At 68.6% G+C, this 23,019-nt stretch carries 24 protein-coding genes; 9 read left to right on the top strand and 15 right to left on the bottom strand.

Features of this window, described 5'->3' with window-relative positions:
• Positions 1–38: 38 nt before the first annotated feature.
• The 3 genes from H6844_02880 to rimO are packed head-to-tail and all read left to right on the top strand — an operon-like array spanning position 39 to position 2,253.
• A complete protein-coding gene (locus H6844_02880; protein ID MCB9928343.1) occupies positions 39–470 on the top strand; it encodes a PaaI family thioesterase in 432 nt (143 codons plus the stop codon).
• A gap of 4 nt (positions 471–474) precedes the next feature.
• Positions 475–927: a hypothetical protein gene (locus H6844_02885; GenBank protein MCB9928344.1), complete on the top strand. Its 453-nt coding sequence runs from the start codon at positions 475–477 to the stop codon at positions 925–927.
• 3 nt (positions 928–930) lie between these two features.
• On the top strand, positions 931–2,253 hold the full coding sequence (rimO, locus tag H6844_02890) for a 30S ribosomal protein S12 methylthiotransferase RimO (protein ID MCB9928345.1): 1,323 nt from the start codon (positions 931–933) through the stop codon (positions 2,251–2,253).
• Between the two features lie 192 nt (positions 2,254–2,445).
• Here the strand turns inward: rimO and H6844_02895 are convergent, their stop codons facing one another.
• From H6844_02895 to H6844_02910, 4 genes are all read right to left on the bottom strand, one after another.
• Positions 2,446–3,879, bottom strand: coding sequence for an NAD(P)/FAD-dependent oxidoreductase (locus tag H6844_02895; protein ID MCB9928346.1), 1,434 nt, complete (start codon positions 3,877–3,879; stop codon positions 2,446–2,448).
• A 48-nt stretch (positions 3,880–3,927) separates the two neighbouring features.
• Complete coding sequence (locus H6844_02900; protein ID MCB9928347.1) at positions 3,928–4,605, bottom strand: DNA-3-methyladenine glycosylase I; 678 nt, start codon at positions 4,603–4,605, stop codon at positions 3,928–3,930.
• A gap of 320 nt (positions 4,606–4,925) precedes the next feature.
• Entirely contained in the window at positions 4,926–5,474 is a 549-nt protein-coding gene (locus H6844_02905; protein MCB9928348.1) for a methylated-DNA--[protein]-cysteine S-methyltransferase, read from the bottom strand.
• Positions 5,461–6,246, bottom strand: a complete 786-nt coding sequence (locus tag H6844_02910) for a hypothetical protein (GenBank protein ID MCB9928349.1) — start codon at positions 6,244–6,246, stop codon at positions 5,461–5,463. Before H6844_02910 ends, H6844_02905 begins: the two co-directional genes overlap by 14 nt.
• A gap of 491 nt (positions 6,247–6,737) precedes the next feature.
• Between H6844_02910 and H6844_02915 the strand changes: the two genes are divergently transcribed.
• Both H6844_02915 and H6844_02920 read left to right on the top strand, forming a co-directional pair.
• Entirely contained in the window at positions 6,738–7,640 is a 903-nt protein-coding gene (locus tag H6844_02915) for a dihydrodipicolinate synthase family protein (GenBank protein ID MCB9928350.1), read from the top strand.
• Positions 7,641–7,642: 2 nt separating this feature from the next.
• On the top strand, positions 7,643–7,849 hold the full coding sequence (locus H6844_02920) for a DUF1737 domain-containing protein (protein ID MCB9928351.1): 207 nt from the start codon (positions 7,643–7,645) through the stop codon (positions 7,847–7,849).
• 312 nt (positions 7,850–8,161) lie between these two features.
• Here the strand turns inward: H6844_02920 and H6844_02925 are convergent, their stop codons facing one another.
• The 3 genes from H6844_02925 to H6844_02935 all read right to left on the bottom strand — a co-directional run bounded on the left by H6844_02925 (position 8,162) and on the right by H6844_02935 (position 10,265).
• Positions 8,162–8,947, bottom strand: coding sequence for an enoyl-CoA hydratase/isomerase family protein (locus tag H6844_02925; protein ID MCB9928352.1), 786 nt, complete (start codon positions 8,945–8,947; stop codon positions 8,162–8,164).
• Positions 8,948–9,062: 115 nt separating this feature from the next.
• The gene (locus H6844_02930; protein ID MCB9928353.1) at positions 9,063–9,962 is read right to left on the bottom strand and encodes a DMT family transporter; all 900 of its coding nucleotides are present in this window, start codon (positions 9,960–9,962) and stop codon (positions 9,063–9,065) included.
• A 9-nt stretch (positions 9,963–9,971) separates the two neighbouring features.
• Entirely contained in the window at positions 9,972–10,265 is a 294-nt protein-coding gene (locus H6844_02935; GenBank protein MCB9928354.1) for a DUF1330 domain-containing protein, read from the bottom strand.
• Between the two features lie 127 nt (positions 10,266–10,392).
• On the opposite strand from H6844_02935, the gene acs reads away from it, so the two are divergent.
• Positions 10,393–12,330, top strand: a complete 1,938-nt coding sequence (gene acs / locus H6844_02940; GenBank protein MCB9928355.1) for an acetate--CoA ligase — start codon at positions 10,393–10,395, stop codon at positions 12,328–12,330.
• Positions 12,331–12,497: 167 nt separating this feature from the next.
• Here the strand turns inward: acs and recQ are convergent, their stop codons facing one another.
• Entirely contained in the window at positions 12,498–14,312 is a 1,815-nt protein-coding gene (gene recQ, locus H6844_02945) for a DNA helicase RecQ (protein MCB9928356.1), read from the bottom strand.
• Between the two features lie 245 nt (positions 14,313–14,557).
• On the opposite strand from recQ, the gene H6844_02950 reads away from it, so the two are divergent.
• The gene (locus H6844_02950; GenBank protein MCB9928357.1) at positions 14,558–15,772 is read left to right on the top strand and encodes an MFS transporter; all 1,215 of its coding nucleotides are present in this window, start codon (positions 14,558–14,560) and stop codon (positions 15,770–15,772) included.
• Between the two features lie 18 nt (positions 15,773–15,790).
• Positions 15,791–16,807, top strand: coding sequence for a methyltransferase domain-containing protein (locus tag H6844_02955; protein MCB9928358.1), 1,017 nt, complete (start codon positions 15,791–15,793; stop codon positions 16,805–16,807).
• A 207-nt stretch (positions 16,808–17,014) separates the two neighbouring features.
• On the opposite strand, the gene H6844_02960 is transcribed toward H6844_02955, so the two are convergent.
• From H6844_02960 to H6844_02990, 7 genes are all read right to left on the bottom strand, one after another.
• Positions 17,015–18,184 carry a mandelate racemase/muconate lactonizing enzyme family protein gene (locus H6844_02960; protein ID MCB9928359.1) on the bottom strand — a complete coding sequence of 390 codons (1,170 nt, stop codon included), beginning with the start codon at positions 18,182–18,184 and terminating at the stop codon, positions 17,015–17,017.
• 119 nt (positions 18,185–18,303) lie between these two features.
• On the bottom strand, positions 18,304–18,723 hold the full coding sequence (locus H6844_02965) for an Hsp20/alpha crystallin family protein (GenBank protein ID MCB9928360.1): 420 nt from the start codon (positions 18,721–18,723) through the stop codon (positions 18,304–18,306).
• 311 nt (positions 18,724–19,034) lie between these two features.
• Positions 19,035–19,970 carry a ribokinase gene (locus H6844_02970; protein ID MCB9928361.1) on the bottom strand — a complete coding sequence of 312 codons (936 nt, stop codon included), beginning with the start codon at positions 19,968–19,970 and terminating at the stop codon, positions 19,035–19,037.
• A gap of 119 nt (positions 19,971–20,089) precedes the next feature.
• Positions 20,090–20,578, bottom strand: a complete 489-nt coding sequence (locus H6844_02975) for a peroxiredoxin (GenBank protein MCB9928362.1) — start codon at positions 20,576–20,578, stop codon at positions 20,090–20,092.
• Between the two features lie 138 nt (positions 20,579–20,716).
• Entirely contained in the window at positions 20,717–20,875 is a 159-nt protein-coding gene (locus H6844_02980) for a hypothetical protein (GenBank protein MCB9928363.1), read from the bottom strand.
• Between the two features lie 157 nt (positions 20,876–21,032).
• Complete coding sequence (locus tag H6844_02985; protein ID MCB9928364.1) at positions 21,033–21,770, bottom strand: SDR family oxidoreductase; 738 nt, start codon at positions 21,768–21,770, stop codon at positions 21,033–21,035.
• Positions 21,771–21,807: 37 nt separating this feature from the next.
• Entirely contained in the window at positions 21,808–21,981 is a 174-nt protein-coding gene (locus H6844_02990; GenBank protein MCB9928365.1) for a DUF1674 domain-containing protein, read from the bottom strand.
• Between the two features lie 147 nt (positions 21,982–22,128).
• On the opposite strand from H6844_02990, the gene htpX reads away from it, so the two are divergent.
• Positions 22,129–23,019 carry a zinc metalloprotease HtpX gene (gene htpX, locus H6844_02995; GenBank protein ID MCB9928366.1) on the top strand — a complete coding sequence of 297 codons (891 nt, stop codon included), beginning with the start codon at positions 22,129–22,131 and terminating at the stop codon, positions 23,017–23,019.

A 23,019-nucleotide genomic window follows, 5' to 3' on the forward strand; every position in this document is an offset into this window, starting at 1 on the left:
GCCTCGCCCGCCCCCCACTGCCCGGAGCCTCGCCGCCGATGAGCCCGATCCCGGCCGATTTTCCCGCGGCCTACCGCATTTCCGACCCGATCGACCCGCACGAGATCGCCACCGGCCCGTTCTACGAGCCGCTGGAGGCCGCCGGCGACCCGCGGGTCGTGCTGCTGGTGGAGGAGAAGCACTGCAACTCCGCCGGCACCACGCATGGCGGCTTGCTCATGACCATGGCCGACCTCACCCTGTGCGCGGCGGCGCGGGAAGGGCTGCCGGGCGAGCGGGCGATCACGGTGCAGTTGGACGCCCAGTTCATCGCCTCCGGCGCCATCGGCGACTTTCTGGTGGCGCGCGGCGAGGTGGTGCGCCGCGGCGGCAAGCTGATCTTCGTGCGCGGCCAGATCACCTGCGGCGAGCGCGTGCTGCTGACCGCCAGCGCCGTCACCCGCCGCGTCAAACGCAACCCTGCGAGCTGATGCCATGCCCCTGTTCCGGTCCTTGCTGTTGCCCGCCGCCGTTGTGGCCACCGCTGCCACCGTTGTCATCGTCGCCGGCGGCGCCCTCACGGCCCGCGCCGGCACGCTCGACCGGCCGGAGGTCACGGACTACCGCGTCTGGGAGTCCACCCGCTGCTACAAGCCGCGGGCGCCGAACGTGCAGATCACCGATGCGGTGACCTTCAATCTGGCGGTCGAGGGCTTCAACCAGTATATGCTGCACATGCGCCGCTATCTGGAGTGCGCGGAGCAGGAGGCGAACGAGGATTATGCCAGCCTGAAACGGGTGCTGGAGCAGGGTTTGGCCCTGGTCCGCTCCGACTCGCTCCGCGATTTGCAGGACGCGCGCGAAAATATCGAACAATTCCGGTCGCTCTATGCGCCGGAGCCGCAGAATGGCGAAACGGCCACGCCGCCGCCATCGGGACAGAACTGATCCATGCCAACCGTCACCGCACCGAAAGTCGGGCTCGTCAGCCTGGGCTGCCCCAAGGCCCTGGTCGATTCCGAACGCATCGTCTCCCGCCTGCGCTCGGAGGGTTATGAGATCGTCGGCGACTATGCCGGCGCCGACCTGGTGCTGGTCAACACCTGCGGCTTTCTCGACTCGGCCCGGGCCGAGAGCCTGGAGGCGATCGGCGAGGCGTTGACGGAAAACGGCCGCGTGGTCGTGACCGGCTGCCTCGGCAAGGACGCGGACCTGATCCGGCGCGAGCACCCGGACGTGCTCGCCATCACCGGCCCGCACCAGTACGAGCAGGTGATGGGCGCGATCCACGACGCGCTGCCGCCGGCGCACGACCCGTTTCAGGATCTGGTGCCGGAGGCGGGGCTGCGCCTGACGCCGCGCCATTACGCCTATCTGAAGATTTCCGAGGGCTGCCACAACCGCTGTTCGTTTTGCATCATCCCGCATCTGCGCGGCGATCTGGTGAGCCGGCCGCTGGCCCAGGTGATGTTCGAGGCGGAAGCCCTGGTGCGGGCCGGCGTCAAGGAATTGCTGGTGATCAGCCAGGACACCAGCGCCTACGGCCTCGACCTGAAATACGCGCCCAGCACCTGGAAGGGCCGGGAATACCAGACCCGCTTCCTGGACCTGGCCGAAGCGCTGGGTTCGCTGGGGGCGTGGGTGCGGCTGCACTATGTCTATCCCTATCCGCACGTGGATCAGGTGCTGCCGTTGATGGCCGAGGGCAAGGTGCTGCCCTATCTCGACATTCCGTTCCAGCACGCCAGCCCGCGGGTGTTGAAGGCCATGCGCCGGCCCGCCAACCAGGAAAAGGTGCTGGACCGCCTGGCCGCCTGGCGCAAACAGGTGCCCGACCTCACCATCCGCTCCACCTTCATCGTCGGCTTCCCCGGCGAGACCGAGGCGGAGTTCGAGGAGTTGCTGGAGTGGCTGGAGGAGGCGCAGATCGACCGGCTCGGCTGCTTCCAGTATGAGCCGGTGACGGGTGCCCCCTCGAACGACCTGCCCGGCGCGGTACCCGATGCGGTGAAGCAGGAGCGCTTCGACCGGCTGATGGCGTTGCAGCAGGAGATCAGCGCGGCGAAGCAGATCGCCAAGATCGGCCGCGAGATCGACGTCATCATCGACGATGTCGACGAGGACGAGGCCATCGGCCGGTCCAGCGCCGACGCGCCGGACATTGACGGCCAGGTCTATCTGGACGGCGAGAATGAGCTGGAAATCGGCGAGATCGTCCGCGTCCGCGTCACCGATGCCGATGCCTACGACCTCTGGGGCGAGGTGGTGGAGTAGGGCGCCTGCCGCCTGCTGCCAACGGTCCCTGGTATAGAACCGCAGTCGCCGCGGCCCCATCCCCCGTCCCGCGCTTGACGCGGGACCCATGCCTGAGCCTTCCCGATACAGTCCGGAGCCTGGGAGACGCTCTCCGGCATGGCTCCCGCCTCCGCGGGAGAAGGGGGGCGCGAGGGCCAACGCCCCGTCCGGTCAGAACGGAATATAGTCCGGGTGGGCCTGGAGCGCCCGCCAGTGCTCTTCCACGTCCTCGCGCAGCAATTGGCGGGTGATGCCGGCCACCAGCATCTCCACCGTCAGGCGCAGCGTGCTGATCGAACAGCCGCTGGGGCCAAAGGAGAGCGTCGGGCCGAAGCTGAAATCGTGAATGCGCGAGAGCCAGGGCGCCGCGCCCGGCTCTTTCTCCATGAAGCCAAAATTGCGGTCCAGATAGGGATAGCGGGCCAGCCGCTCGTTCGCCTCGTCGGCCGGCGGGCGGTAGGCGTCGCGCCAGAGTTGCACCCGGTCGGCGAAGGGCGCCAGTTCCGGCCGGGCGGTCAGGTCCTGGTCGTGGCCGGTGCAGGCGATGACGAAATCGGCGGCGAAGGGTCCTTGCTCCGTATCGGCGATCACCCGGCCGCCCTCCGTCCGCGCGCCCCGCCAGTTGGCGCTGGTGTGCAGGTGGAAGCCCGGCAGCGACGAGACCTTGGCCCAGGTGTTGGGCGGCATCGCCATGCGCGTTTCCAGCACATAGGTCATGAAGCGCCAGCGCCATTCGTCGTCCAGTTCGTGGCAGTGGCGCAGGAAGCCGGCGCTCATCACCCAGCGATAGACCTGCTGGCGGCGGATGGTGTCGCGGCGGCAGAACATGTGCACGGCGTCCGCCCCGGCCTCCAGCGCGGCGATGGCGTTGTCGCCCGCCGAGGCGCCGATGCCCAGCACCGCCACGGTCTTGCCCTTGAGCGCGCCGAAGTCGATCGGGTCGGCGGCCTGGGCGCGCAGCTGCGCCGGCAGCGCCTCCAGATAGGGCGGCATCCACCAGCGGCCGGTGCCGTCATGCCCCGTCGCCAGCACCAGCCGGCGGCAGACCAGCCGCTCGTCACCCGCCGGCGTGCGCACGGTCAGTTCCAGGCCGACGGCATGGGGCCGGATCGCCGTCAGTTCGGTTTCGTTGCGGACCGGCAGGGCCAGCACCTTGCGGATCCAGACCAGATAGGCGTTCCATTGCGGCAAGGGCACCAGGTCGATGGCATCCCAGGACTCGTCGCCGAACGCGGCGCGGTGCCAGGCCTCGTAGGTCAGGTTGGGCACACCCTGGTCCGGCCCCGGATAGTGCTTCGGCGAGCGGATTTCCGGCATGCGGGCGAAATCGTGCCAGACGCCCTCGCGCCCCTCCGGCCGTCGGTCGATCAGCAGGACATTGTCGACCCCTTCGCGCCGCAACAGGCCGCCGACCGCCAGTCCGGCCTGCCCCGCGCCGGCGATGACGACATTGTGGACATGCGCCCCGTCCGGCGAGGCCTTGGGCGGCACCCACAGCTTCTCGGGATGGCGCAGCGCGAACAGGTCGGCCTGCACCTGCTGCTCCAGGGCCGCCAGCCGACGCTCGGCATCGGCCAGTGGGGTGAGAACGGGGGGAGCGGTCATGGCGGAACACTGCGGGCGACGGATAGCGATCCTGAAGGCATAGGCCGGTCAGCCGGCGGCGTCGATGGACTTGGCCAGGATCTGGCTGATTTCGGTCAGCGTCCGGCCGCTTTCCGCGCGCCATTGGTTCAAGGCCGCCTGCACCTTGGCGAAGTCGCGCTTGGTCTTGGGCGGTTTGTCGACGACGCCGGCCCGGATCAGCGCGGCGACGCCGTCGCGCCCGAACACCATGCCGTCGCAGCCGAGGAAGCGCAGGGCATAGGCCGCGGAATTGCCGCCGAGGCGGTTGCCCCGTGTTCGGAGCAGGTCCAGCAGGCCGACGAAATCGTCGGCCGGCCAGTCCGCGAACAGCGCGGCGGCACTGCCGTGCTCTACGGCGACGTCGCGCAGCAGGGCGGCGTTGAAGGCAACGCTCGCGATTTTCGGCGGCGAGCGGACGATGCGGGTGTCCTGGGCCAGCGTGTCCAGGTCGTCCGGCGTCAGGCCGGCGCAATAGGCGATGTCGAAGCCGTGGAAAGCCTCTTCGAAGCCCGGCCATTTCGCGTCGATCACCTTCCACGACATGCCGGCCTGGAACACGACGCGGCTGAACATGGCGAGCCAGCGATGGTCGGGAATGGCCTTGAGTTCGTCCGCAGTCTTGGGCTTCGAAAGCCCGGCTTCCAGCGCGTCCGCGCCGCCGTGGCGGTCTGCGGCGAGGCGGTGGATTTCGGCGAAGGATTGCATGGGCAGGGCTCCCCGTAGGAGGTTAACCGATTGGCACTCTAACCGCTTTCCCGGACGGAGCCGGCCCGAAGGGCCGGTGCCGAGCCGGGACCTCTGGCCGGGGAGAACTCCCGGGGCTTGCATCGTACCCGGCGGGAGATCCCGGATCGCGGGCGCGGCCGCGTCCGGGAAAGCTCGGTTGTGGTTGGTAGGTTGCGGGTGTGAGGTTGCGGGTGTGAGGGTGCGGGTGTGAGGGTGCGGTTGGGGGGGCTGTCGGGAGGTTGCGGTTGGGAGAAAGAGTGACGTTGCCGCATCATCCGCGCGCATCGTGGCCTCCGCCTCTAGCGATCCGCGGGCTCGGCCAGTGCGTCGAACAGGGGCAGGCCGCCATCCGATGGGCCGAGCCTGGCCCGTTCCAGTTCCAGCAGCCGCTGTTTCGTCGCGACGCCCTCGCCGCCGGAAAAGCCGGTGAGCCGGCCGTTGGTGCCCATCACCCGATGGCAGGGGATGACGACCGGGATCGGGTTCTTGCCGCAGGCGCCGCCCACCGCCCGCGGGCTGGAATCGAGCGCTGCCGCCATCGCGCCATAGGTCAGCGTCTCGCCATAGGGGATTTGCTGCATCCGGCGCCAGACCCGTTGCTGGAACGGCGTGCCCGCCGGCGCTACCGGCAGGTCGAAGGTCTTGCGCTCGCCGCGCGCATAGGCCCGCACCTGGCGGCAGGCCTCGGCCAGCAGCGGCGGCGCGTCGGCGGCGGGCGCGCGTTCCGCGGCGTCCACCCAGCCGACGCGGACCACATAGCTCGCCGTCACCACCAGGAGCATGCGGCCGATTGCGGTGGCGATGATGGCCGAATGGGTCCGGGTTTCGGGCGCTTCAGGCATAGACATAGGTGATCACGAGACCGTCCTCGGTAAAGCTGACCGATGCGATATCGACCGCGCCATTGCCCGGCATGTGGTCCATCAGCGCGAACAGGGCCGAGCGGCCGTTCGGCGAGCCCAGCAGGGCGATGGCTTCCTCATCGGGTTCGGTCAGGGTCACCGTTCCGCCCTCGAACGCCGTGCGGTCGGTGTCGGCCATGAAGATGGTGGCGAGCGTCTGCGTGTTGCCGACCTGCTCGCGCGAGATGGATTGCAGCCGCCCGGAGACTTCGGCGTCGGGATGGGCCTTCCGGTAAACATGGGTCGCGATGACCTTCTGGAACCAGATGATGGTCGAATTCGGCAGCGGCGGATCGTAGACGTCGGTCTTGGCAAAGTCTGCGTCCATGGTCCGGTAGTTGATGCTGGCGTGGAACGCTCCGGTCCTGACGTTGAACGTGTTCGCGTACATCCAACTCTGATCGTCCTCGAAATCGTCGAACGCGGCATAGCCGGAAATTTCCTGCGGCAGGACATGGTCGGTGCGCGAACTGCGGTCGATGCAGACCGTGACCTCGTCGCCTCGGATCATCCAGAAATACTTGTAACCGGCGCCTAGCACATCGAGCACCACGGACCGATCGTCCCTGGCCGGAGCGTTTGCGGTTGCATCCGTGTACCAGGCCAACGCGTCGCCGATCAGGTCGCGGCCCTTGGTCAGGCTCGCCTGGTACTGGCGTTCCGCATCGGCAGGCTCATTCACGTTCTCGGACTCGTCGCCCATGTGAGCGTCAGCCAAGTCCTCGGTCGTTTGCTTTGCGGCGGGATCGCGTTTGCGTTGCAGCGGCTCGCCGCGGCGCGTCCTGCCGCTTGCGGTGCTCCGAACCGAACCGCCCGCCGCCCGTTGCCAGGCGTTCGCCTGCCGGGCCTGCGGGCTTTGCGTTGCCATTGCCTGCAACGCTTGCAGGGCCGGCCCGTTCGGGCCGTTGCCTCGCACTGCCGATGGCCGGCCGGGGGACGATTGCCGGGCCGAACCGGGTGCCTGAAGCCGCATCGACCTCCCTTTCTGCTGTCGTCCGGCCCGGGGGCCGGGTGTCCTTCCAGACGGTACGATCTTTCCGAAGATTCGGTCAACGACCGGGCGGGCCGCGGCGAAACGGCGGCGCCCGGATGGCGGGAAGGCCCCTGGACCGGGCGCCCGTCCGCGCCTAAGGTCCGCCGCAAATCCCACGGCACATTCCGCCGGGATCGGCCCCGGAGGCGGGGCGCGCGAAGAAGGAGACCAGCAGCATGACTCAGCCAGGCGGCGTGTGGGTGGCGGCGTTGACGCCGATGAACCCGGACCTTTCCCCCGATACCGCGAAATTCGTCGCCCACTGCCGCTGGCTGCTGGACCAGGGGGCGAACGGCCTGGCGGTGCTGGGCACCACCGGCGAGGCGAACTCGTTCAGCGTTGCGGAGAAGCGCAAGCTGCTGGACGCGGTGGCCGAAGGCGGTATCGCCGGCAGCCAGATGCTGCCGGGCACCGGCTCCTGCGCCATTCCCGACACGGTGGAACTGACCAGGCACGCGCTCAGCCATGGTGCTGCCGGCGTGGTGATGCTGCCGCCATTCTACTACAAGAACGTCTCGGACGACGGCCTCTATGCCGCCTATTCCGAGGTGATCCAGCGGGTCGGCGATGCGAAGCTGCGCATCTATTTCTACCATTTCCCGCAAATGTCGGCGACGCCGATCAGCCACGACCTGATCGAGCGGCTGTTGAAGGCCTATCCGACCACGATCGCCGGCATCAAGGATTCCAGCGGCAAGCTCGACAACATGCTGGAAATGTGCCGCCGCTTCCCCGGCTTCGGTGTCTTTGCCGGCTCGGAGCAGTTCCTGCTGCCGGTGCTGCGCGCGGGCGGCGTCGGCTGCATCAGCGCCACCGCCAACGCCACGGTCGCTCTCTGTGCCGAGGTGCTGGCGAAGAAGGACGACCCCCAGGTCGACGCGATCCAGGAAGAACTCACCGCCCAGCGGCTCGCCATTCAGAGCCAGGTGCTGATCCCGGCGTTGAAGGCCATCGCCGCGCGCCATACGGGCGACAAGGGCTGGCTGACGACGCGCCCGCCGGTGGTGGCGCTCAGCGCCGAGGAAGAGGCGGCCCTGTTCGCCGCGCTCGACGGCACCCGGTTCCAACTGGCGGCCTAACGATGCGCGCCTATCGCTATCTGACCGGTAAGGACGATTCGGCCTTCTGCCACCGGGTCACCGCCATGCTGAACAAGGGGTGGGAGCTGCATGGCGCGCCCACCCTGACCTATGACGCCGAGCGCAAGACGGTGATTTGCGGCCAGGCGGTGGTCAAGGACGTGCCCGACCGCGACTACGAACCGGGCATGGCCCTGGGAGAACTGTAACGGGAGACCTGTAGCGCGGTTTCTTTTCCCGCGGGCTCACCAGCCCAGCTTCCCTGTCCCCGCGGAAGCGGGGACCCATGCCGGAGAGGCCATTACAGAGTCCGTGTCCTTGGGAGAAGCTCTCAGGCATGGGCTCCCGCTGGCGCGGGAGAGGGGATGAGGAGGGGGCAACCCGTGCCGAAAACGCGCCATCCGGGGCCGCTCGCGGCGTGCGAACACCGGTGACGGTCCTGTTCGCGAGAGCGACCGGTCCCGGCCCTCCGCTCCACGGCGGCCGGGAAACGCCGGTGCTGCAAGCGTGTGCGCGGTGCGCTACCGCCCCTTGAATACCGGCTTGCGCTTCTCGGCGAAGGCCAGCATGGCTTCCTTGCTGTCCTCGTACTTGCCCAGTTCCGCGGTCATGTTCTGCTCGAAGCGGTAGCCGTCGCGCAGGCTCATATCCTCGATCGTGTTGAGCGCGTGCTTGGCAAGCGTCATGGCGATCGGGCTCTTGGCGGCGATATCGGCGGCGAGCGTCATGGCCTCCGGCATCAACTGCGCCAGCGGCACGCACTTCTCGACCACGCCCAGGCGCGCCAGTTCCGGCCCGAACAGGCGCTGGCCGGTGAACATCATCATGCGCGTCTTGGAATGGCCGAACAGGCGCATGGTGTGGCGGCCGCCGCCCAGCAGGCCGACATTGATTTCGGGCAGGCCCAGATTGCCTTCCTCCGCCGCCAGCAGGATATCGCAGGAGGCGGCCACCGCCAGGCCCGCGCCCAGCGCCGGGCCGTTGATGGCGCCGATCACCGGCTTCTTGCACTCCACGATGGCATGGAAGCACTCGCGCGCGCGGCGGCTGTGCTGCCACTGCTCGCCGGGCCCGCGCTCCTTGCCGGCGCGGCCGCGAATGTCGGCCCCGGCGGAGAAGCACTTGCCGGCGCCTGTCAGCACGGCGACGCGCACGTCGGCCAAGTCGCTCAGCGTGTCGAAGGCCAGCATCATGTCCTCGTGAAAGCGCTGGTTCTGCGCGTTCACCGGCGGGTTGTTCATGGTGACGACGGCGATGTGGTCGGCGATTTCGACCTGGACCATTTCCAGGCCGGAGAGTTCGGACATGGCGAGAATTCCTCGATTCGGCGCGGTTCGTGTGCGGATCGGCCCAGGCTAGCCCGCGGCCCGGCGCCCGTCCATGCCCGCCCCGGCAAGGTGTACGATTTGTCCGCGCGCCGGCTCAGCGGGCGGCCCGGATCGCGCGCCGGGCCCGCATCTGTCCCAGATTGACAAGCGCCAGCCCGGCCACCATCAGGCCGATGCCGATCCAGACCCACAGGCTGTGCCGCTCGCCGAAAATGAGCATGCCGGCCAGCACGCCGATGCTGACCACCAGATAGCCGACCTGGCTCAGATAGACCGGGCCGGCCATGCGGATGATCTGGAAATACAGCACATAGGCCGCGCTCGACGACAGGCCGAGCCAGAGCACCATATGGCTCGCCGGCCAGACCGGCGGCCAGGGCACCGCGTCGGAGCCGCTGGCCAGCAGGATCGCCAGATAGAACAGCGTCGCCACCGCCAAAAACCCGTTGGCGAGCGTCATCGCATCGGTCTCGCGCGGCATGTACCGGCTGATCACCACGGCGGTCACGCCATACAGGCAGGGGGTGAGCAGCCCCAGCGCCACCCATGGCACCATGGCGGCGTCCGGCAGGCTGTTGGCCGGCAGCAGGATCACCAGCGTGCCGACCAGCCCCAGGCCGATGCCGATGGCGCGCACGGCCTGGAACCGCTCCTGCCGGGCCGCGAGCGCGATGGCGTAGGTGAACACCGGCGCGGTCGCGATCACGGTCGACAGAATGCCGGCCGGCACGTGCTGCACCACGATCACGTTGTTCAGGCTGGGAATGGCGAAGCCGATCAGGCCGCTGGCCAGGTAATAGCGCAGATGGCGGCCGTTCAGCGGCGGCGGCTTGCGCCGGATCGCCGACACCAGGCTCAGCACCAGAAAGGCGATCAGCGCGTACCAGAACACGACCGAGATCGGCCCGAACGCCGCGACCGCCAGCTTGCTGGTGCTGACCGACAGGCCCCAGATCGCGCCCAGGGTCAGCAGGAAACCGAAAGCGAGACCCATGAATCCCGGCTAGTCCGCGCATCCTTCGAGCAGGACCAGTTGCGCTTCCGAGGCCGGCTGGCGCAGCTGGATCGCGGCCTGATAGGCCTCGGACTCGTAGAAGGCGCGGGCCTTTTCCATGGAATCGAACCGGATCACCACCATGCGCCGGTCCTCCTGCGGCCCTTCCAGCGTCTCCATCGCGCCGCCGCGCACCACGAACTCGCCGCCGAAGGCCGCGATGCAGCCCGGCGTGACCGCGCGGTATTTGGCGTACTGGTCCGGATCGGTAACATTGACGCGGGCAATGACATAGGCAGGCATGGATCGTTCCTCTTAGAATGGGCGTCTGGACGGAAGTCCAATAGTCTGGCCCAGCCGCCAGCGATAGACCATATGCTACAAAAAGGCTGCCCGCAGCCACACCGAGCCCTGCCTGGAGGAGGCACCCATGACCGACGAATTGTTCCCGGTCACGCCGGCCGTCGCCCAAAGCGCCCATGTCGACCGCGCCGCCTATGACGAAATGTACCGCCGCTCGGTCGAGGATCCGGAAGGGTTCTGGGGCGAGCACGGCAAACGTATCGACTGGTTCAAGCCCTATACCAAGGTGAAGGACGTCTCCTACGCCAAGGACGACCTGCACATTCGCTGGTTTCACGACGGCACCACCAACGCGGCCTACAACTGCCTGGACCGCCACCTGGAGACCCGCGGCGACCAGACCGCCATCATCTGGGAAGGCGACGATCCGGCGGAGTCCAAGCACATCACCTATCGCGAACTGCACGAAGAGGTGTGCAAGTTCGCCAATGTGCTGAAAGCCCAGGGCGCCAAGAAGGGCGACCGCGTCACCATCTATCTGCCGATGATCCCGGAAGCCGCGGTGGCGATCCTTGCCTGCGCCCGCATCGGCGCCATCCACTCCGTCGTGTTCGGCGGCTTCTCGCCGGAAGCGCTGCACGGCCGGATCGAGGATTGCGATTCCCGCCTGGTCATCACCGCGGACGAGGGGCTGCGCGGCGGCCGCACCGTGCCGCTGAAGGCCAACACCGACCAGGCGCTCAACCATTGCAGCAAGCCGGTGCGCAGCATCGTCGTCCGCCGCACCGGCAACCCCGTCACCATGGTGAGCGGCCGGGACGTCTGGTATCACGACGAAATGGCCAAGGTTTCGGCCGACTGCCCGCCGGAGGAAATGAACGCGGAAGACCCGCTGTTCATCCTCTACACCTCGGGCTCGACCGGCAAGCCGAAAGGGGTGTTGCACACCACCGGCGGCTATATGGTCTTCACCGCCATGACCCACCACTACACCTTCGACTATCGCGAGGGCGAGGTCTATTGGTGCACCGCCGACGTGGGCTGGGTCACGGGCCACAGCTATATCGTCTATGGCCCGCTGGCCAACGGCGCCATCTCGCTGATGTTCGAGGGCGTGCCGAACTACCCGACCGTCAGCCGCTTCTGGGAGGTGTGCGACAAGCACCAGGTCGCGATCTTCTACACCGCGCCGACGGCGATCCGCGCGCTGATGCGCGACGGCGACGAGCCGGTGAAGCGCACCAGCCGCCAGTCGCTGCGCCTGCTGGGCTCGGTCGGCGAGCCGATCAACCCGGAAGCCTGGCTCTGGTATCACAAGGTGGTGGGCGACGGCCGCTGCCCCATCGTCGACACCTGGTGGCAGACCGAAACCGGCGGCCATATGATCACGCCGCTGCCGGGCGCGACCGACCTGAAGCCGGGCTCGGCGACGCTGCCTTTCTTCGGCATCAAGCCGGCGCTGGTCGACGACCAGGGCGCGCTGCTGGACGGCGCCACCAGCGGCAATCTGGTGATCCTGGACAGCTGGCCGGGCCAGATGCGCACGGTCTATGGCGACCATGACCGCTTCGTCGAGACCTATTTCGCCATGTATCCGGGCATGTATTTCTCCGGCGACGGCGCCCATCGCGACGAGGACGGCTATTACTGGATCACCGGCCGCGTCGACGACGTGATCAATGTCAGCGGTCACCGCATGGGCACGGCCGAGGTGGAAAGCGCGCTGGTGGCCCACCCGAAAGTGGCGGAAGCCGCCGTGGTCGGCTATCCGCACGACCTGAAGGGCCAGGGCATTTACGCTTATGTCACCCTGATCGCCGGCGTGGAACCATCGGACGCGCTGCGGGCGGAACTGGTGCGCTGGGTGCGGACCGAGATCGGCCCGATCGCCTCGCCGGACCTGATCCAGTGGGCACCGAGCCTGCCCAAGACCCGCTCCGGCAAGATCATGCGCCGCATCCTGCGCAAGATCGCGGAAAACGACTTCGGCAATCTGGGCGACACCTCCACCCTGGCCGAGCCGCAGGTGGTCGACGACCTGATCGAGAACCGCCAGAACGAGTAGGCGCACCGCCCGCCGCCCGGTCCCCAGGGATCGGGCGGCTAAAGCGGAGCCTTTTCCCGTTGGCTCACCATGCCATCTTCCCTGTCCTGTGAGAAGCTCTCAGGCATGGCCTCCCGCGTCCGCGGGAGATGGGGCAGATGAGGGGTTTAACCAGGACCGAAAGCGCTCTATTGCGCCAGCGCTTCCAGGAAGGCCGAGCCGAATTCCTGGCCCTTGCGCGCGCCGACGCCGTACAGCGCCCCCAGCTCCGCCAGCGTGCGCGGCCGGGCCAGCGCCATTTCCCTGAGGGTGCGATTCGAGAAGATCACATAGGGTGGCACGCCGCGCCGGGCGGCCATCTGCGCCCGCAGCTTGCGCAGGCGCTCATAGGTCTCGGCCGCTTCGCCGGTCAGGTCGGCCTCGTCGCCCGCCGCCGCCGCCCGTCGCAGCCTGGCCGTGGTCGCGGCCTTCGGGTCGCGCACCAGTTGCACCTTGCGCTCGCCCTTCAGCACCGCGCGGGCATGCTCGCCCGGGATCAGGCCGCCATGGCCCTCGAAATCGCTGCGGATCACGTCGGCGGCCATCAACTGCCGGGCGATGGTCCGCCATTCGGCCTTGGAGTGCTCCTGGCCGACGCCGAAGGTCGGCAGCCGGTCGTGGCCGAGCTTGACGATGCGCTCGCCGCTCTCGCCGCGTAGGATGGCGATCAGGTGCTCGGCGCCGAAGCGCTGGCCGGTGCGCACCATGGCGGAGAGGAATTTCTGCGCCGCAATGGTGCCGTCCTCCTTCGCCGCCGGGGTCAGGCAGCGGTCGCAATTGCCGCACGGCTCGTGCCGGCTTTCGCCGAAATAGGCCAGCAGCGCCTGGCGGCGGCAATCCCCGGTCTCGGCCAGCGCCAGCAACTGGTTCAGGCGCATGTGTTCGATGCGCTTCTGCTCCGGCGCCTTCTCCGAACTTTCGATCAGATCGCGGCGCAGCTTGATGTCGTCGGCGCCGAACAGCATCAGCGCCTCCGCCGGGTCGCCATCGCGGCCGGCGCGGCCGATTTCCTGGTAATAGCTTTCGATCGAACTGGGCAGGTCGTGGTGGCAGACAAAGCGAATGTCCGGCTTGTCGACGCCCATGCCGAAGGCGATGGTGGCGCACATGACCAGGCCGTCCTCGGCGATGAACCGGTCCTGGATCGCGTCGCGCTGCTCAGCCGGCAAGCCCGCATGATAGGCGAGCGCCGGAATGCCGTCGGCCTGCAACGCCGCCGCCACATCCTCCACCCGCTTGCGGCTGCGGCAGTAGACGATGCCGGCCGCCCCCTTGTGCCGTTGCACGAAGGCCTTCACCTGCGCCTTGACGCCGGTCTTGGGCTGGATGGCGAGGCGGATGTTCGGCCGGTCGAAGCCGGAGACGAACACCCGCGCCTCCTGGCCCGGAAACAGCTTGTCCAGGATATCGCGCTGGGTCGCGGCGTCGGCGGTGGCGGTCAGCGCCATGCGCGGCACGTCAGGCAGGTGCTCGGCCAGGGTCGAGAGGCGCAGATAGTCCGGGCGGAAATCGTGGCCCCACTGGCTGACGCAATGGGCCTCGTCGATGGCGATGCGGCCGGGGCGCAGATTGCGCAGCCGGCCCAGCATGTCGTCGGAGAGCAGCCGCTCCGGCGAGACATAGAGCACCCGCAACTCGCCATTGTGCAGCGCCGCCAGGACGCGGCGATTGTCCTCCGGGCTGTTGGCGGAGTTGACCGTGCCGGCCGGCACGCCCGCCGCGGTCAGGTTCGCCACCTGGTCGCGCATCAGCGCGATCAGCGGCGAGACCACCACCGAAAGGTCGTCCCGCACCAGGGCCGGAAGCTGGTAGCAGAGCGACTTGCCGCCGCCGGTCGGCATGATCGCCAGCACCGGCTCGCCCGCCAGCGCCGCCGCGATCACCGGCGCCTGGCCGGGGCGGAAATCGCTGTAACCCCACACATCGTGCAGCACCGCACGCGGATCGGGCTCGCTGCGAGGCATGGAGTCGAGACTTTCGGGTGCGAACAGGTCGCCGTCGGGCATGGAAGCGGACCACGGCTTGGGCAGGATGAGCCCTCGCATCCGACCGGGATTCGCTGAGTGCCGCAAGGGCGGATTCCGCCGCACGCGGTTGCCGTGGGGACGATTGCCTCTCGACCGGCGGGCGGGGCGGAGGCAATCTCTCCCGCTTGTTCGGGCGCCCCCTATCCGGGTTTCCCAGCCACGCCATGCCGAGAGACCCGTCCGTGACCCCGTCCAAACCGCCCGCCTATGCCTGGCTGATGACCGCCGTCTGCTTCTGGATGGCCCTGCTGGCCTGGGGCACGGTGTTTTATGGCAACACGGTCTATCTGCCGGCGCTGAAGGCCGCCCATGGCTGGAGCACCGGCCTGATCGCCAACGCTATGACCCTGTTTTTCTGGCTGGCGATCCCGGTGACGCTGCTGTTCGGCTGGATTGCGGACACGGTCGGCACCCGGCTGGCAGTCGCCTATGGCGGCCTGGCGGTCGGCGGCGGCGTCGCGGCCATGGGCTGGCTGACCGAGCCCTGGCAGCTTTACGCCGCCTATGCGCTGCTCGCCACTGGCTATCCGTTGCTGGCGACGCCGGCGATCAGCGCCTCGCTGGTGCCCTGGTTCGGCGCCCGGCTCGGCCTGCCGCTGGCGCTGGCGCTCACCGGCTCCAGCGTTGGCGGGGCGGTGAGCGTGCCCTTGATGGTGCAGGCCAGCACCGATTACGGCTTCCGCGCCACCGTGAGCGTGATCGGCGGGCTGGTGGCCGTGACCATGGTGCCGCTGGCGCTGCTGGCATTGCGCCGGCCGGCGGGGGCCGACCGGCCAGCCGCCCACCGTGCCGAGACCAGTTTCACGCTCGGCGATGCGTTGCGGACGCCGCGCTTCTGGCGGATCGCGCTGGCGGGTGGCCTGGGGTATGCGAGCCAGGTCGGCTATCTGTCCCACCAGCTCGCCTATCTGGGCGAGAGTCTGAGTGCGGCGGAGGCCTCCTACGCCATCAGCGTCGGCGTTCTGTCGGGTGCGGTGGGCCGGTTGGTGACCGGGTGGCTCAGCACGAGGATGCCGCTCGCCTGGCTGGCCGCCGCGACCTATCTGACCCAGGCCGTCGGCATCGCCATCGTGTTGCGGGCGGATGGGTTGCCGGCGATCTATCTTGGCTCCGCGGTGGCGGGGTTCGTGATCGGCAATATCGTCATGCTGCCGCCGCTGCTGTTGCGCGACGCGTTCGGTCCGGCCGCCTATGGCCGGGTCTACGGCTTTGCCAATATCGCGCTTTACACCGGCGCGGGCGTGGGGCCGGGGCTGGCCGGCTGGCTGCGCGACGGCACCGGCTCCTATGGCGGTGCGCTGATGACGTTTGTTGCCTTCCACATGGTGGCCGCTGTTATGCTGCTGTTCCCCGGCATCCGGCCGCCCCGCAACCAGACCGAAAAACCCAGACCGTAACGAGGAACCGCCAGTCCCATGAGCCAAGCCGCCAATCCCCGCCCCACCACCGTCCGCCTGCAACACATGGTCCGCGCCTATCGCGAGGCCGCGGCCCTGATGGCCGCCGTCGAACTGGGCCTGTTCACCAAGATCGCCGAAGGCCACGACACCGAGGCCGATCTCAGCCGGGCCATGGGTGTGACGCCGCTGCACGGCGAGCGCATCATCGTCGCCTGCGTCGGCCTGGGTCTGGTGGAGCGGGACGGCGACAGGCTCCGCAACGCGCCCGACGTGGACCGGTTTCTGGTGCAGGGCCAGCCGCACTATGCCGGCGAATGGATGCTGTTCACCAAGCCGGACTGGGACCAGTGGGGCCGCCTGTCGGAGATCCTGAAGAACCAGACCCCGCCGCGCGCCGACAATGTGAAGGTGTCGGAATTCACGGTGGAGGATGCGCGGCGCTATCACCGCGCCACCTATTCCATCGGCCGCGGCGCCGGCCGGCTGTTCCTGCGCCAGGTGGACCTGACCGGCAAAAAGCACATGATCGACATCGGCGGCGGCTCCGGCGCTTATTGCATCGAGGCGGCGAAGCAATACCCGGGCCTGCGCGCCTCGGTGCTGGACCTGGGGTCGGTCGCCGTGGTGGCGCGGGAGTTCATCGCCGAAAACGGCGTTTCCGACCGGGTGGAGGCGCTGGCCTGCGACTTCAACAAGGACCCGTTCCCGGCGGGCGCCGACGTGGCGGTCATGGCCTCGAACCTGCCCATGTACGGGCGCGAGGAAATCGCCGCCGTGGTGAAAAAGGCGTTCGACGCGCTCGCCCCCGGCGGCGAGATGCATCTGGTGGGCGAGGCGCTGGACGCCGACCGCTCCGGCCCGGCGGACGCCGCGCTGTGGGGCCTGTCGGAGGCCATCGTCAACGGCACCGGCCTCGCGCACTCGACCGCGGACGTGGAGGGCTATTTCGCCGCCGCCGGCTTCCAGGACGTGCACACCGTACCCTTTGTCGAGGGCGTGCTGCAACGCACGGTCGGCCGCAAGCCCGGCTGAGATCGGGGCGCCGCTCCCGGCTGCGGGCGGTGATCGAAGGATGAGACCGGCCCCGGATGCCCGCTCCGCGAGTTCCGGAGTACAGGGGCCGCAATAGACTTTTCATCGGCAAGATGTTCCCCGGACGGTGCGGAGCGCCGATCCGGGGCCGCTCGCTCTCGCGAACGCCGCCGCCGCCGGTTTTCGCGCGCCCGCGCGCGGCTTCGCCTATGCCGCCACCCGGTAGCGCGCGACGAAATCCGCATCGATCGTCACGCCCAGGCCCGGCCGGTCCGGGATGGCCAGATGGCCGTCCACCACCGGGAAGTCTTCCACCACCAACTCGTGCAGCATCGGGTTGGCGCCCAGCGAGTATTCGACGATGAAGCCGCTGGTCGCCGCCGCCAGCACGTGCAGGCCGCTGGCAAAGCAGAGCGCGCCACCCCAGAGATGCGGCGCGAAGCGGATCTGGTAGGCGGCGGCAATCGCCTCGATCCGAACCGCTTCGGTGATGCCGCCCGCAATCGAGAGATCGGGCTGGAAGATGTCGGCGGCGCGCAACTCCGCCAGGTCGCGGAAGGCGAAGCGGGTGAACTCGCTTTCGCCGCAAGAGATCGGAATGTCGGTGGCGGCCCGCACCTCCGCCTGGCCGCGTTTGTCGTCGGCGGTGACGGGCTCTTCCAGCCAGTCGATGTTGCACTCGGCGACGGCGCGGCAGAACCGCTTGGCCTCGGCGACGGTGAAGGTGCCGTGGGCGTCGCACATGAGGGCGATGTCCGGCCCCAGATAGTCGCGCGCGGCATGCACCCGCTCGATGGAGTGGGCCAGCGTGCCGTCGCCGGAGCCGACGCGCATCTTCACCGCCCGGAAATTGCCGCGGTCGATATAGGATTTCAGCTCCGCCCCCACCTCGGCCGTGGGTTTCCAGCCGCCGGAGGCATAGGCCGGCATCGTCTCGTGCCGCTTGCCGCCCAGCAACTGGTGCACCGGCGCGTTCAGGCTCTTGCCGAGAATATCCCAGAGGGCCATGTCCACGCCGCTGATCGCGCTCACCACATGGCCGCGCCGGCCCAGCACCGGAAAGACATGGCCGCGGGCGATGGCGTAGTGAGCGCGGCTGCCATTGTACATCACGTCCCAGAGCCGCGAGATCTGCCGCGGGTCCTGGCCGATCAGCAGCGGCGCCAGTTCCTTCTCGACGATGGTGACCAGCCCGGCATTGGTGCCAGCGGAGCCGACCGCGGCCTTGGCCTCGCCATAGCCGGTGATGCCGGCATCGGTCTCGACCTCCACCAGCGTCGCGTCGAACGAGCGGGTCCGGCCGAAATCGGACGTGTGCTGCTGCGCCTCCGGAATCGGCACGGAAAGCCAGTGGGCGCGGATGGCGGTGATTTTCATGGGGCCGGTGTCCTGCCGGGGAAAGGAAAGGGTCAAGCTTCCCTTCCCCCGGCCCGGCGGTCAAGCGCACCCGGTGCCGGCGTGGGATGGCCGGCGCCGCGGAGCCGCCCGACCGGTCCTCACCCCTTGCCGATGGGGATGCGGGTGGATTTCGGCGCGGCCTCGGGCGGTTTCGGGATCGTCACCGTCAGGACGCCGTCCTTGAAGCTGGCCTTGACGCTGTCCGGGTCGGCCTTGAAGGCCAGCGGGATCGAGCGTTCGAAGCTGCCATAGGAGCGTTCGACAAGGCGGTAGTGCTTTTCCTTGTCCTCCTTGGTCTCCTCGGCCTTTTTCTCGCCCTTGATGGTCAGGATGTTGTCGACCAGCGAGAGGTGCATGTCGTCCTCGCTGACGCCGGGCAGTTCGGCGGTGACGGTCATTTCCCCGTCGGTTTCGGCGACATCGACGGTCGGGGCGAGGAAGCCACCACCCGGGGCGCTCCCCGGGGCACTCCAGGTGGCGGGCAGGCCGCGGCCGAACTGTTCGAACAGGCGGTTCATTTCCTGCTGCAACGAGCGAAACGGGTCCTTGTCGGACGATGGGCCCCAAAGCGAAGGAAGCAAACTCACGGCGGGTCCTCCTCTTGCGTGGACAATGCCTCGTGTGTGCGCAGCCGCCCGGCGAAACCGCGGGCGACGGCAATGATTTGGGCAGGGGTGCCGGTCGGAGCAATTGACCTGAGTCAAAATTCGACGGGTTTTAATTAAACGCAGACACAAGATAGTATGATGCGCGGAATTTACTGTTTTGAAAATGCCCATGGCCATGTTGGTTCATGGGATTGTTTGCCAAAAAGGCTGGCATTGCTTGCCTAGAACGCGGTGACGCTCACCCCGGCGAGCCTCGCGGCAACCGCCGCCCGGTCCGGCAGGGCGGTTTGGGCGCCGAAGCCGGTGCAGGCAAGGCCGCCGGCGGCGCTGGCGAGGCGGAGCGCCTCGGGCAGGGGGGCGCCTTCGGCCATGGCCGTTGCCAGGCCGCCGACAAAGGCATCGCCGGCGCCGGTGGTATCGACGATGGCGACCGGCAGCGCCGACGCACGCCAGGCCTCGCCGGCGGCGGTCGCCGCCAGGGTGCCGTCGCCGCCCAAGGTCACGATCACGGTCGCGCCGAGCCGGGCCGCCAGGGCGCGGCTCAGGGCCGGGACGTCAGCCGCGGCCAAGCCCACCTGTGCGGCCAGGCCCACCTGTGCGGCCAGGCCCACGGCCTCCAATGCGTTCACCACCCAGCAGTCGACCGCGCCCCGGGCCGGCTCTGGCAGGGCGCCGAACGGGGCGAGGTTCAGCAGGGTGAGGGCGCCCGCCGCCTTGGCCGCTCGCAGGGCCGCAGCGGTCTCGGCGAAGGGCACTTCCATCTGGCAGACGAGGACATCGCCGGGGTGGAGGTCGGTCAGCTGGTCGGCCCGCACCGCCCGGTTGGCGCCGCTGGCGACGACGATGGCGTTTTCGCCGTCGTCCGCCACCATCACCGCGGCGAGCCCGGTCGGCTCGGCCACCACGCGCACGTCGTGGTGGTCCACGCCCGCCGCCGTCATGGCGTCCAGCGGGATCGCGGCCATGGCGTCGTCGCCGACCGCGCCCACCATGCGCACGTCCGCGCCCAGCCGGGCCGCGGCCACGGCCTGGTTGCAGCCCTTGCCGCCCGGCACGGCCTGATAGCCCGGCGTCAGCACGGTCTCGCCCGGCACCGGCAGGTGGTCCACCCCCAGGGCCAGGTCAGTGTTGATGGAGCCGAAAACGATGACCGCCATGGCCGCAGCCCTCGGGTCTAGGGTGGAGTCTTTTCAAGCTGGCTCACCAGCCCATCTCCCCTGTCCTCGCGGAAGCGGGAGATGGGGCAGGAAGTGGGTCAACCAGGACCGCAAGCACACTAGCCGAGTTGTGCCAGCACCGCCTCGGCGCTGGAGACGCCGTATTCGCCCGGCGGTTCGGCCCAGAGATCGGTCACGACGTTGTTCTCGATCCGCATGGCATAGCGCTTGGAGCGGACGCCATAGCCGCGGGCGCTCATGTCGTTGGATAGGCCGATGGCCTTGGCGAAGTCGGCGATCCCGTCGGAGAGCATGGTGACCTTGCCGTCGGCGCCGTGCGCCTGTCCCCAGGCGCGCATCACGGCGGCATCGTTGACGCTGAGGCAGACCACCTCGTCCACGCCCTTGGCCTTGATCGCGTCGGCGTTGTTCACGAAGCCCGGCAGGTGCTTGGCCGAGCAGGTGCGGGTGAAGGCGCCCGGCACGGCGAACAGGACGACGGTCTTGCCGCCCAGCAATTCGTGCGCCGGCTTCGCCTCCGGGCCGCCGCTTTCGCCGATGAAATAGAGGTTGACGTTGGGAATGGTATCGCCGGCTTGGATCGGCATGGCGCAACTCCGTCTGGACGTGGGTTCGGAAGACTTGGATTCGGAAGACGTGGGTTCGGAAAATCCGGCCCCATTCAATCCGAGCCGCGCCATGCCGTCCAGTCCCACGGCCTCTGCGATGGCCCGTGGCGGCGGCGTTCAATAGGGAAGGTGCACCATCATCCCGACCCAGAGCAGCCCCAGGGCGATGGCCGCCCAAAGCCAGGTGCGGGCGCCGTTCGCGTCCAGCCAGCGGCGGAACCCCGCGCTCGGCAGCCGAGCGGCCTGTCGGGGAAGAACCGATCCTTTCATCAGCATTGCCATGACCTCCTCCAAACCGCCCCGGGGCGAGGACATTTCGCTCTGCCCGAGGCATGGAAGGGAATCTAGGGGCTCTGATGCGATACGGATGTAAACTGGTTCACAGGCCGGCGAAAATTTGCGGCCCCACGCACCGGATGGGGCGGGGGCGCCCTCAGGCGCGGGCGCTGCGGCCGCCGTCCACCGGCACGGCCATGCCGGTCATGAAGCTGGCGCCGGGGCCGGCGAGGAAGGCGATCAGGCTCCCGACCTCTTCCGGCTCGGCGATCCGGCCCATCGGGTGTTTCCGACGCGCCGCTTCCAGGGCTTCCTCGTGCGAGGAGAAATTCCAGAGCATGGAGGCGACCAGTGGCGTGTTCACCGTGCCGGGGCAGACAGCGTTGACGCGGATATTCTCTTCGGCATGGTCCATGGCCAGCGACCGGGTCAGGGCGACCACGCCGCCCTTGGAGGCGGAATAGGCGATGTGGCTGAAATTGCCGCGAATGCCGTCGATGGAGGCGACGTTGACGATGGCGCCGCCGCCCGCCCGCCGCAGCGCCGGGATCGCCGCCTTGCAGCCCAGGAACACGCCTTTCAGGTTGATGTCGTGGACCAGGTCCCAGGTGGCGGTGTCCGTGTCCTCGCAATTGGCCTCGCGCAGGATGCCGGCATTGTTGACCAGCACGTCGAGCCGGCCGAACTCACGCTCGATCCGGGCGACGCAGTCGCGCCACTGGTCCTCGAAGCGCACGTCCAGCAGGCAGGCAGGGTTCAGGTCCGCCCGCTGCGCCTCGGTCTCGACGGCGGCGACCACGGTCGCGCCCGCTGCCGCCAGGGCCGCGACCGCTGCCCGACCGATACCGCCCGCCGCGCCGGAGACCAGCGCCACTTTGCCGTCCAATGTCATGATGACCCGCCCTCGCTTCGGTCGGTCGTGCCGCCCCGGCTCAGAAATCGATGCAGCGGCCGTTGATTTCCCAGTCGCCATAGCGGGTCGGGTCCGGCTTGGTCGGATCCTCGCCGGCGGGCGGCGGCTGCTTCTGCGGGCCCGGGTCCTTGTAGACGGTCGGGGTGGCCTTGGGTGCCGGCGTTTCGGCCGGCGGGGTGGGCTTGTCGCTCATGCGCGCATTCCCTTGGGGGACGTGTCGACGATCGGTTCAACCGGTCTTATCACGCCGGCCGGGCGGGCGGCCACCCGCTTGATTCAACCGGCACCGCCCCCTATTTCCAGCCTGTTCGACCCGGAATCGGAGAGAGGGGCGGCCCGCATGGCCCGGACCTTTATGCTGCTGGCGGCGATGACCGCGCTGTTCCTCGTCGCCGGCTGGCTGATGGGCGGCCAGGGCGGCATGATGATCGCCTTGGTGTTCGCGCTGGCCACCAACGCCTTCGCGTTCTGGAATTCCGACAAGGTCGTGCTGCGCATGTACAATGCGCAGGAGATCGGCCGCGCCGATGCCCCCGGCCTCTATGAGATGATCGAGGGGCTGGCGGAGCGCGCGGACCTGCCCATGCCGCGGGTCTATCTGATCGACGAGGACCAGCCGAACGCCTTCGCCACCGGCCGCAGCCCGGAGCACGCGGCCGTGGCCGTCACCACCGGCCTGATGCATCGCCTCGGCCAGCAGGAGGTGGCGGGCGTGGTGGCGCACGAACTGGCGCACATCAAACACCGCGATACGCTCACCATGACGGTGACGGCAACCATTGCCGGCGCCATCGGCGTGCTGGCCAACATCGCCTCGTTCCAGATGCTGTTCGGCGACAACCGCAACAATCCGCTGGGCGTGGTCGGCGTGCTGGCCAGCATGATCCTGGCGCCGCTGGCGGCCACCCTGGTACAGATGGCGATCAGCCGCGCCCGCGAATACCAGGCCGACGCCCTGGGGGCAGAGATCTGCGGCGATCCGCTCTGGCTGGCGGATGCGCTGGCCGGCCTCAGCCGCGATGCCGAGCGCATCGACAACCGCCATGCCGAGCGCAACCCGGCCACGGCGCATCTGTTCATCGTAAATCCGTTGCATGCGCGCGCCATTGATGGTTTGTTCGCCACCCATCCGCCCATGGAAGAGCGCATTCGCCGGCTGCGCGCGATGGCCGGCAGCACCGGCCATGGCAGCTTCGCGACTCGCGGACAAGCGCCCGGCCCCTGGGGCTGA

Source organism: Alphaproteobacteria bacterium, from assembly GCA_020638555.1.
Lineage (GTDB): Bacteria > Pseudomonadota > Alphaproteobacteria > Bin95 > Bin95 > JACKII01.

Excerpts from the sequence above, each read along its gene's own strand:
- H6844_02880 (MCB9928343.1), top strand. The coding sequence starts at position 39 with ATGAGCCCGATCCCGGCCGATTTTCCCGCGGCCTACCGCATTTCCGAC.
- H6844_02885 (MCB9928344.1), top strand. The coding sequence starts at position 475 with ATGCCCCTGTTCCGGTCCTTGCTGTTGCCCGCCGCCGTTGTGGCCACC.
- rimO (MCB9928345.1), top strand. The coding sequence starts at position 931 with ATGCCAACCGTCACCGCACCGAAAGTCGGGCTCGTCAGCCTGGGCTGC.
- H6844_02895 (MCB9928346.1), bottom strand. The coding sequence starts at position 3,879 with ATGACCGCTCCCCCCGTTCTCACCCCACTGGCCGATGCCGAGCGTCGG.
- H6844_02900 (MCB9928347.1), bottom strand. The coding sequence starts at position 4,605 with ATGCAATCCTTCGCCGAAATCCACCGCCTCGCCGCAGACCGCCACGGC.
- H6844_02905 (MCB9928348.1), bottom strand. The coding sequence starts at position 5,474 with ATGTCTATGCCTGAAGCGCCCGAAACCCGGACCCATTCGGCCATCATC.
- H6844_02915 (MCB9928350.1), top strand. The coding sequence starts at position 6,738 with ATGACTCAGCCAGGCGGCGTGTGGGTGGCGGCGTTGACGCCGATGAAC.
- H6844_02920 (MCB9928351.1), top strand. The coding sequence starts at position 7,643 with ATGCGCGCCTATCGCTATCTGACCGGTAAGGACGATTCGGCCTTCTGC.
- H6844_02925 (MCB9928352.1), bottom strand. The coding sequence starts at position 8,947 with ATGTCCGAACTCTCCGGCCTGGAAATGGTCCAGGTCGAAATCGCCGAC.
- H6844_02930 (MCB9928353.1), bottom strand. The coding sequence starts at position 9,962 with ATGGGTCTCGCTTTCGGTTTCCTGCTGACCCTGGGCGCGATCTGGGGC.
- H6844_02935 (MCB9928354.1), bottom strand. The coding sequence starts at position 10,265 with ATGCCTGCCTATGTCATTGCCCGCGTCAATGTTACCGATCCGGACCAG.
- acs (MCB9928355.1), top strand. The coding sequence starts at position 10,393 with ATGACCGACGAATTGTTCCCGGTCACGCCGGCCGTCGCCCAAAGCGCC.
- recQ (MCB9928356.1), bottom strand. The coding sequence starts at position 14,312 with ATGCCTCGCAGCGAGCCCGATCCGCGTGCGGTGCTGCACGATGTGTGG.
- H6844_02955 (MCB9928358.1), top strand. The coding sequence starts at position 15,791 with ATGAGCCAAGCCGCCAATCCCCGCCCCACCACCGTCCGCCTGCAACAC.
- H6844_02960 (MCB9928359.1), bottom strand. The coding sequence starts at position 18,184 with ATGAAAATCACCGCCATCCGCGCCCACTGGCTTTCCGTGCCGATTCCG.
- H6844_02965 (MCB9928360.1), bottom strand. The coding sequence starts at position 18,723 with ATGAACCGCCTGTTCGAACAGTTCGGCCGCGGCCTGCCCGCCACCTGG.
- H6844_02970 (MCB9928361.1), bottom strand. The coding sequence starts at position 19,970 with ATGGCGGTCATCGTTTTCGGCTCCATCAACACTGACCTGGCCCTGGGG.
- H6844_02975 (MCB9928362.1), bottom strand. The coding sequence starts at position 20,578 with ATGCCGATCCAAGCCGGCGATACCATTCCCAACGTCAACCTCTATTTC.
- H6844_02980 (MCB9928363.1), bottom strand. The coding sequence starts at position 20,875 with ATGCTGATGAAAGGATCGGTTCTTCCCCGACAGGCCGCTCGGCTGCCG.
- H6844_02990 (MCB9928365.1), bottom strand. The coding sequence starts at position 21,981 with ATGAGCGACAAGCCCACCCCGCCGGCCGAAACGCCGGCACCCAAGGCC.
- htpX (MCB9928366.1), top strand. The coding sequence starts at position 22,129 with ATGGCCCGGACCTTTATGCTGCTGGCGGCGATGACCGCGCTGTTCCTC.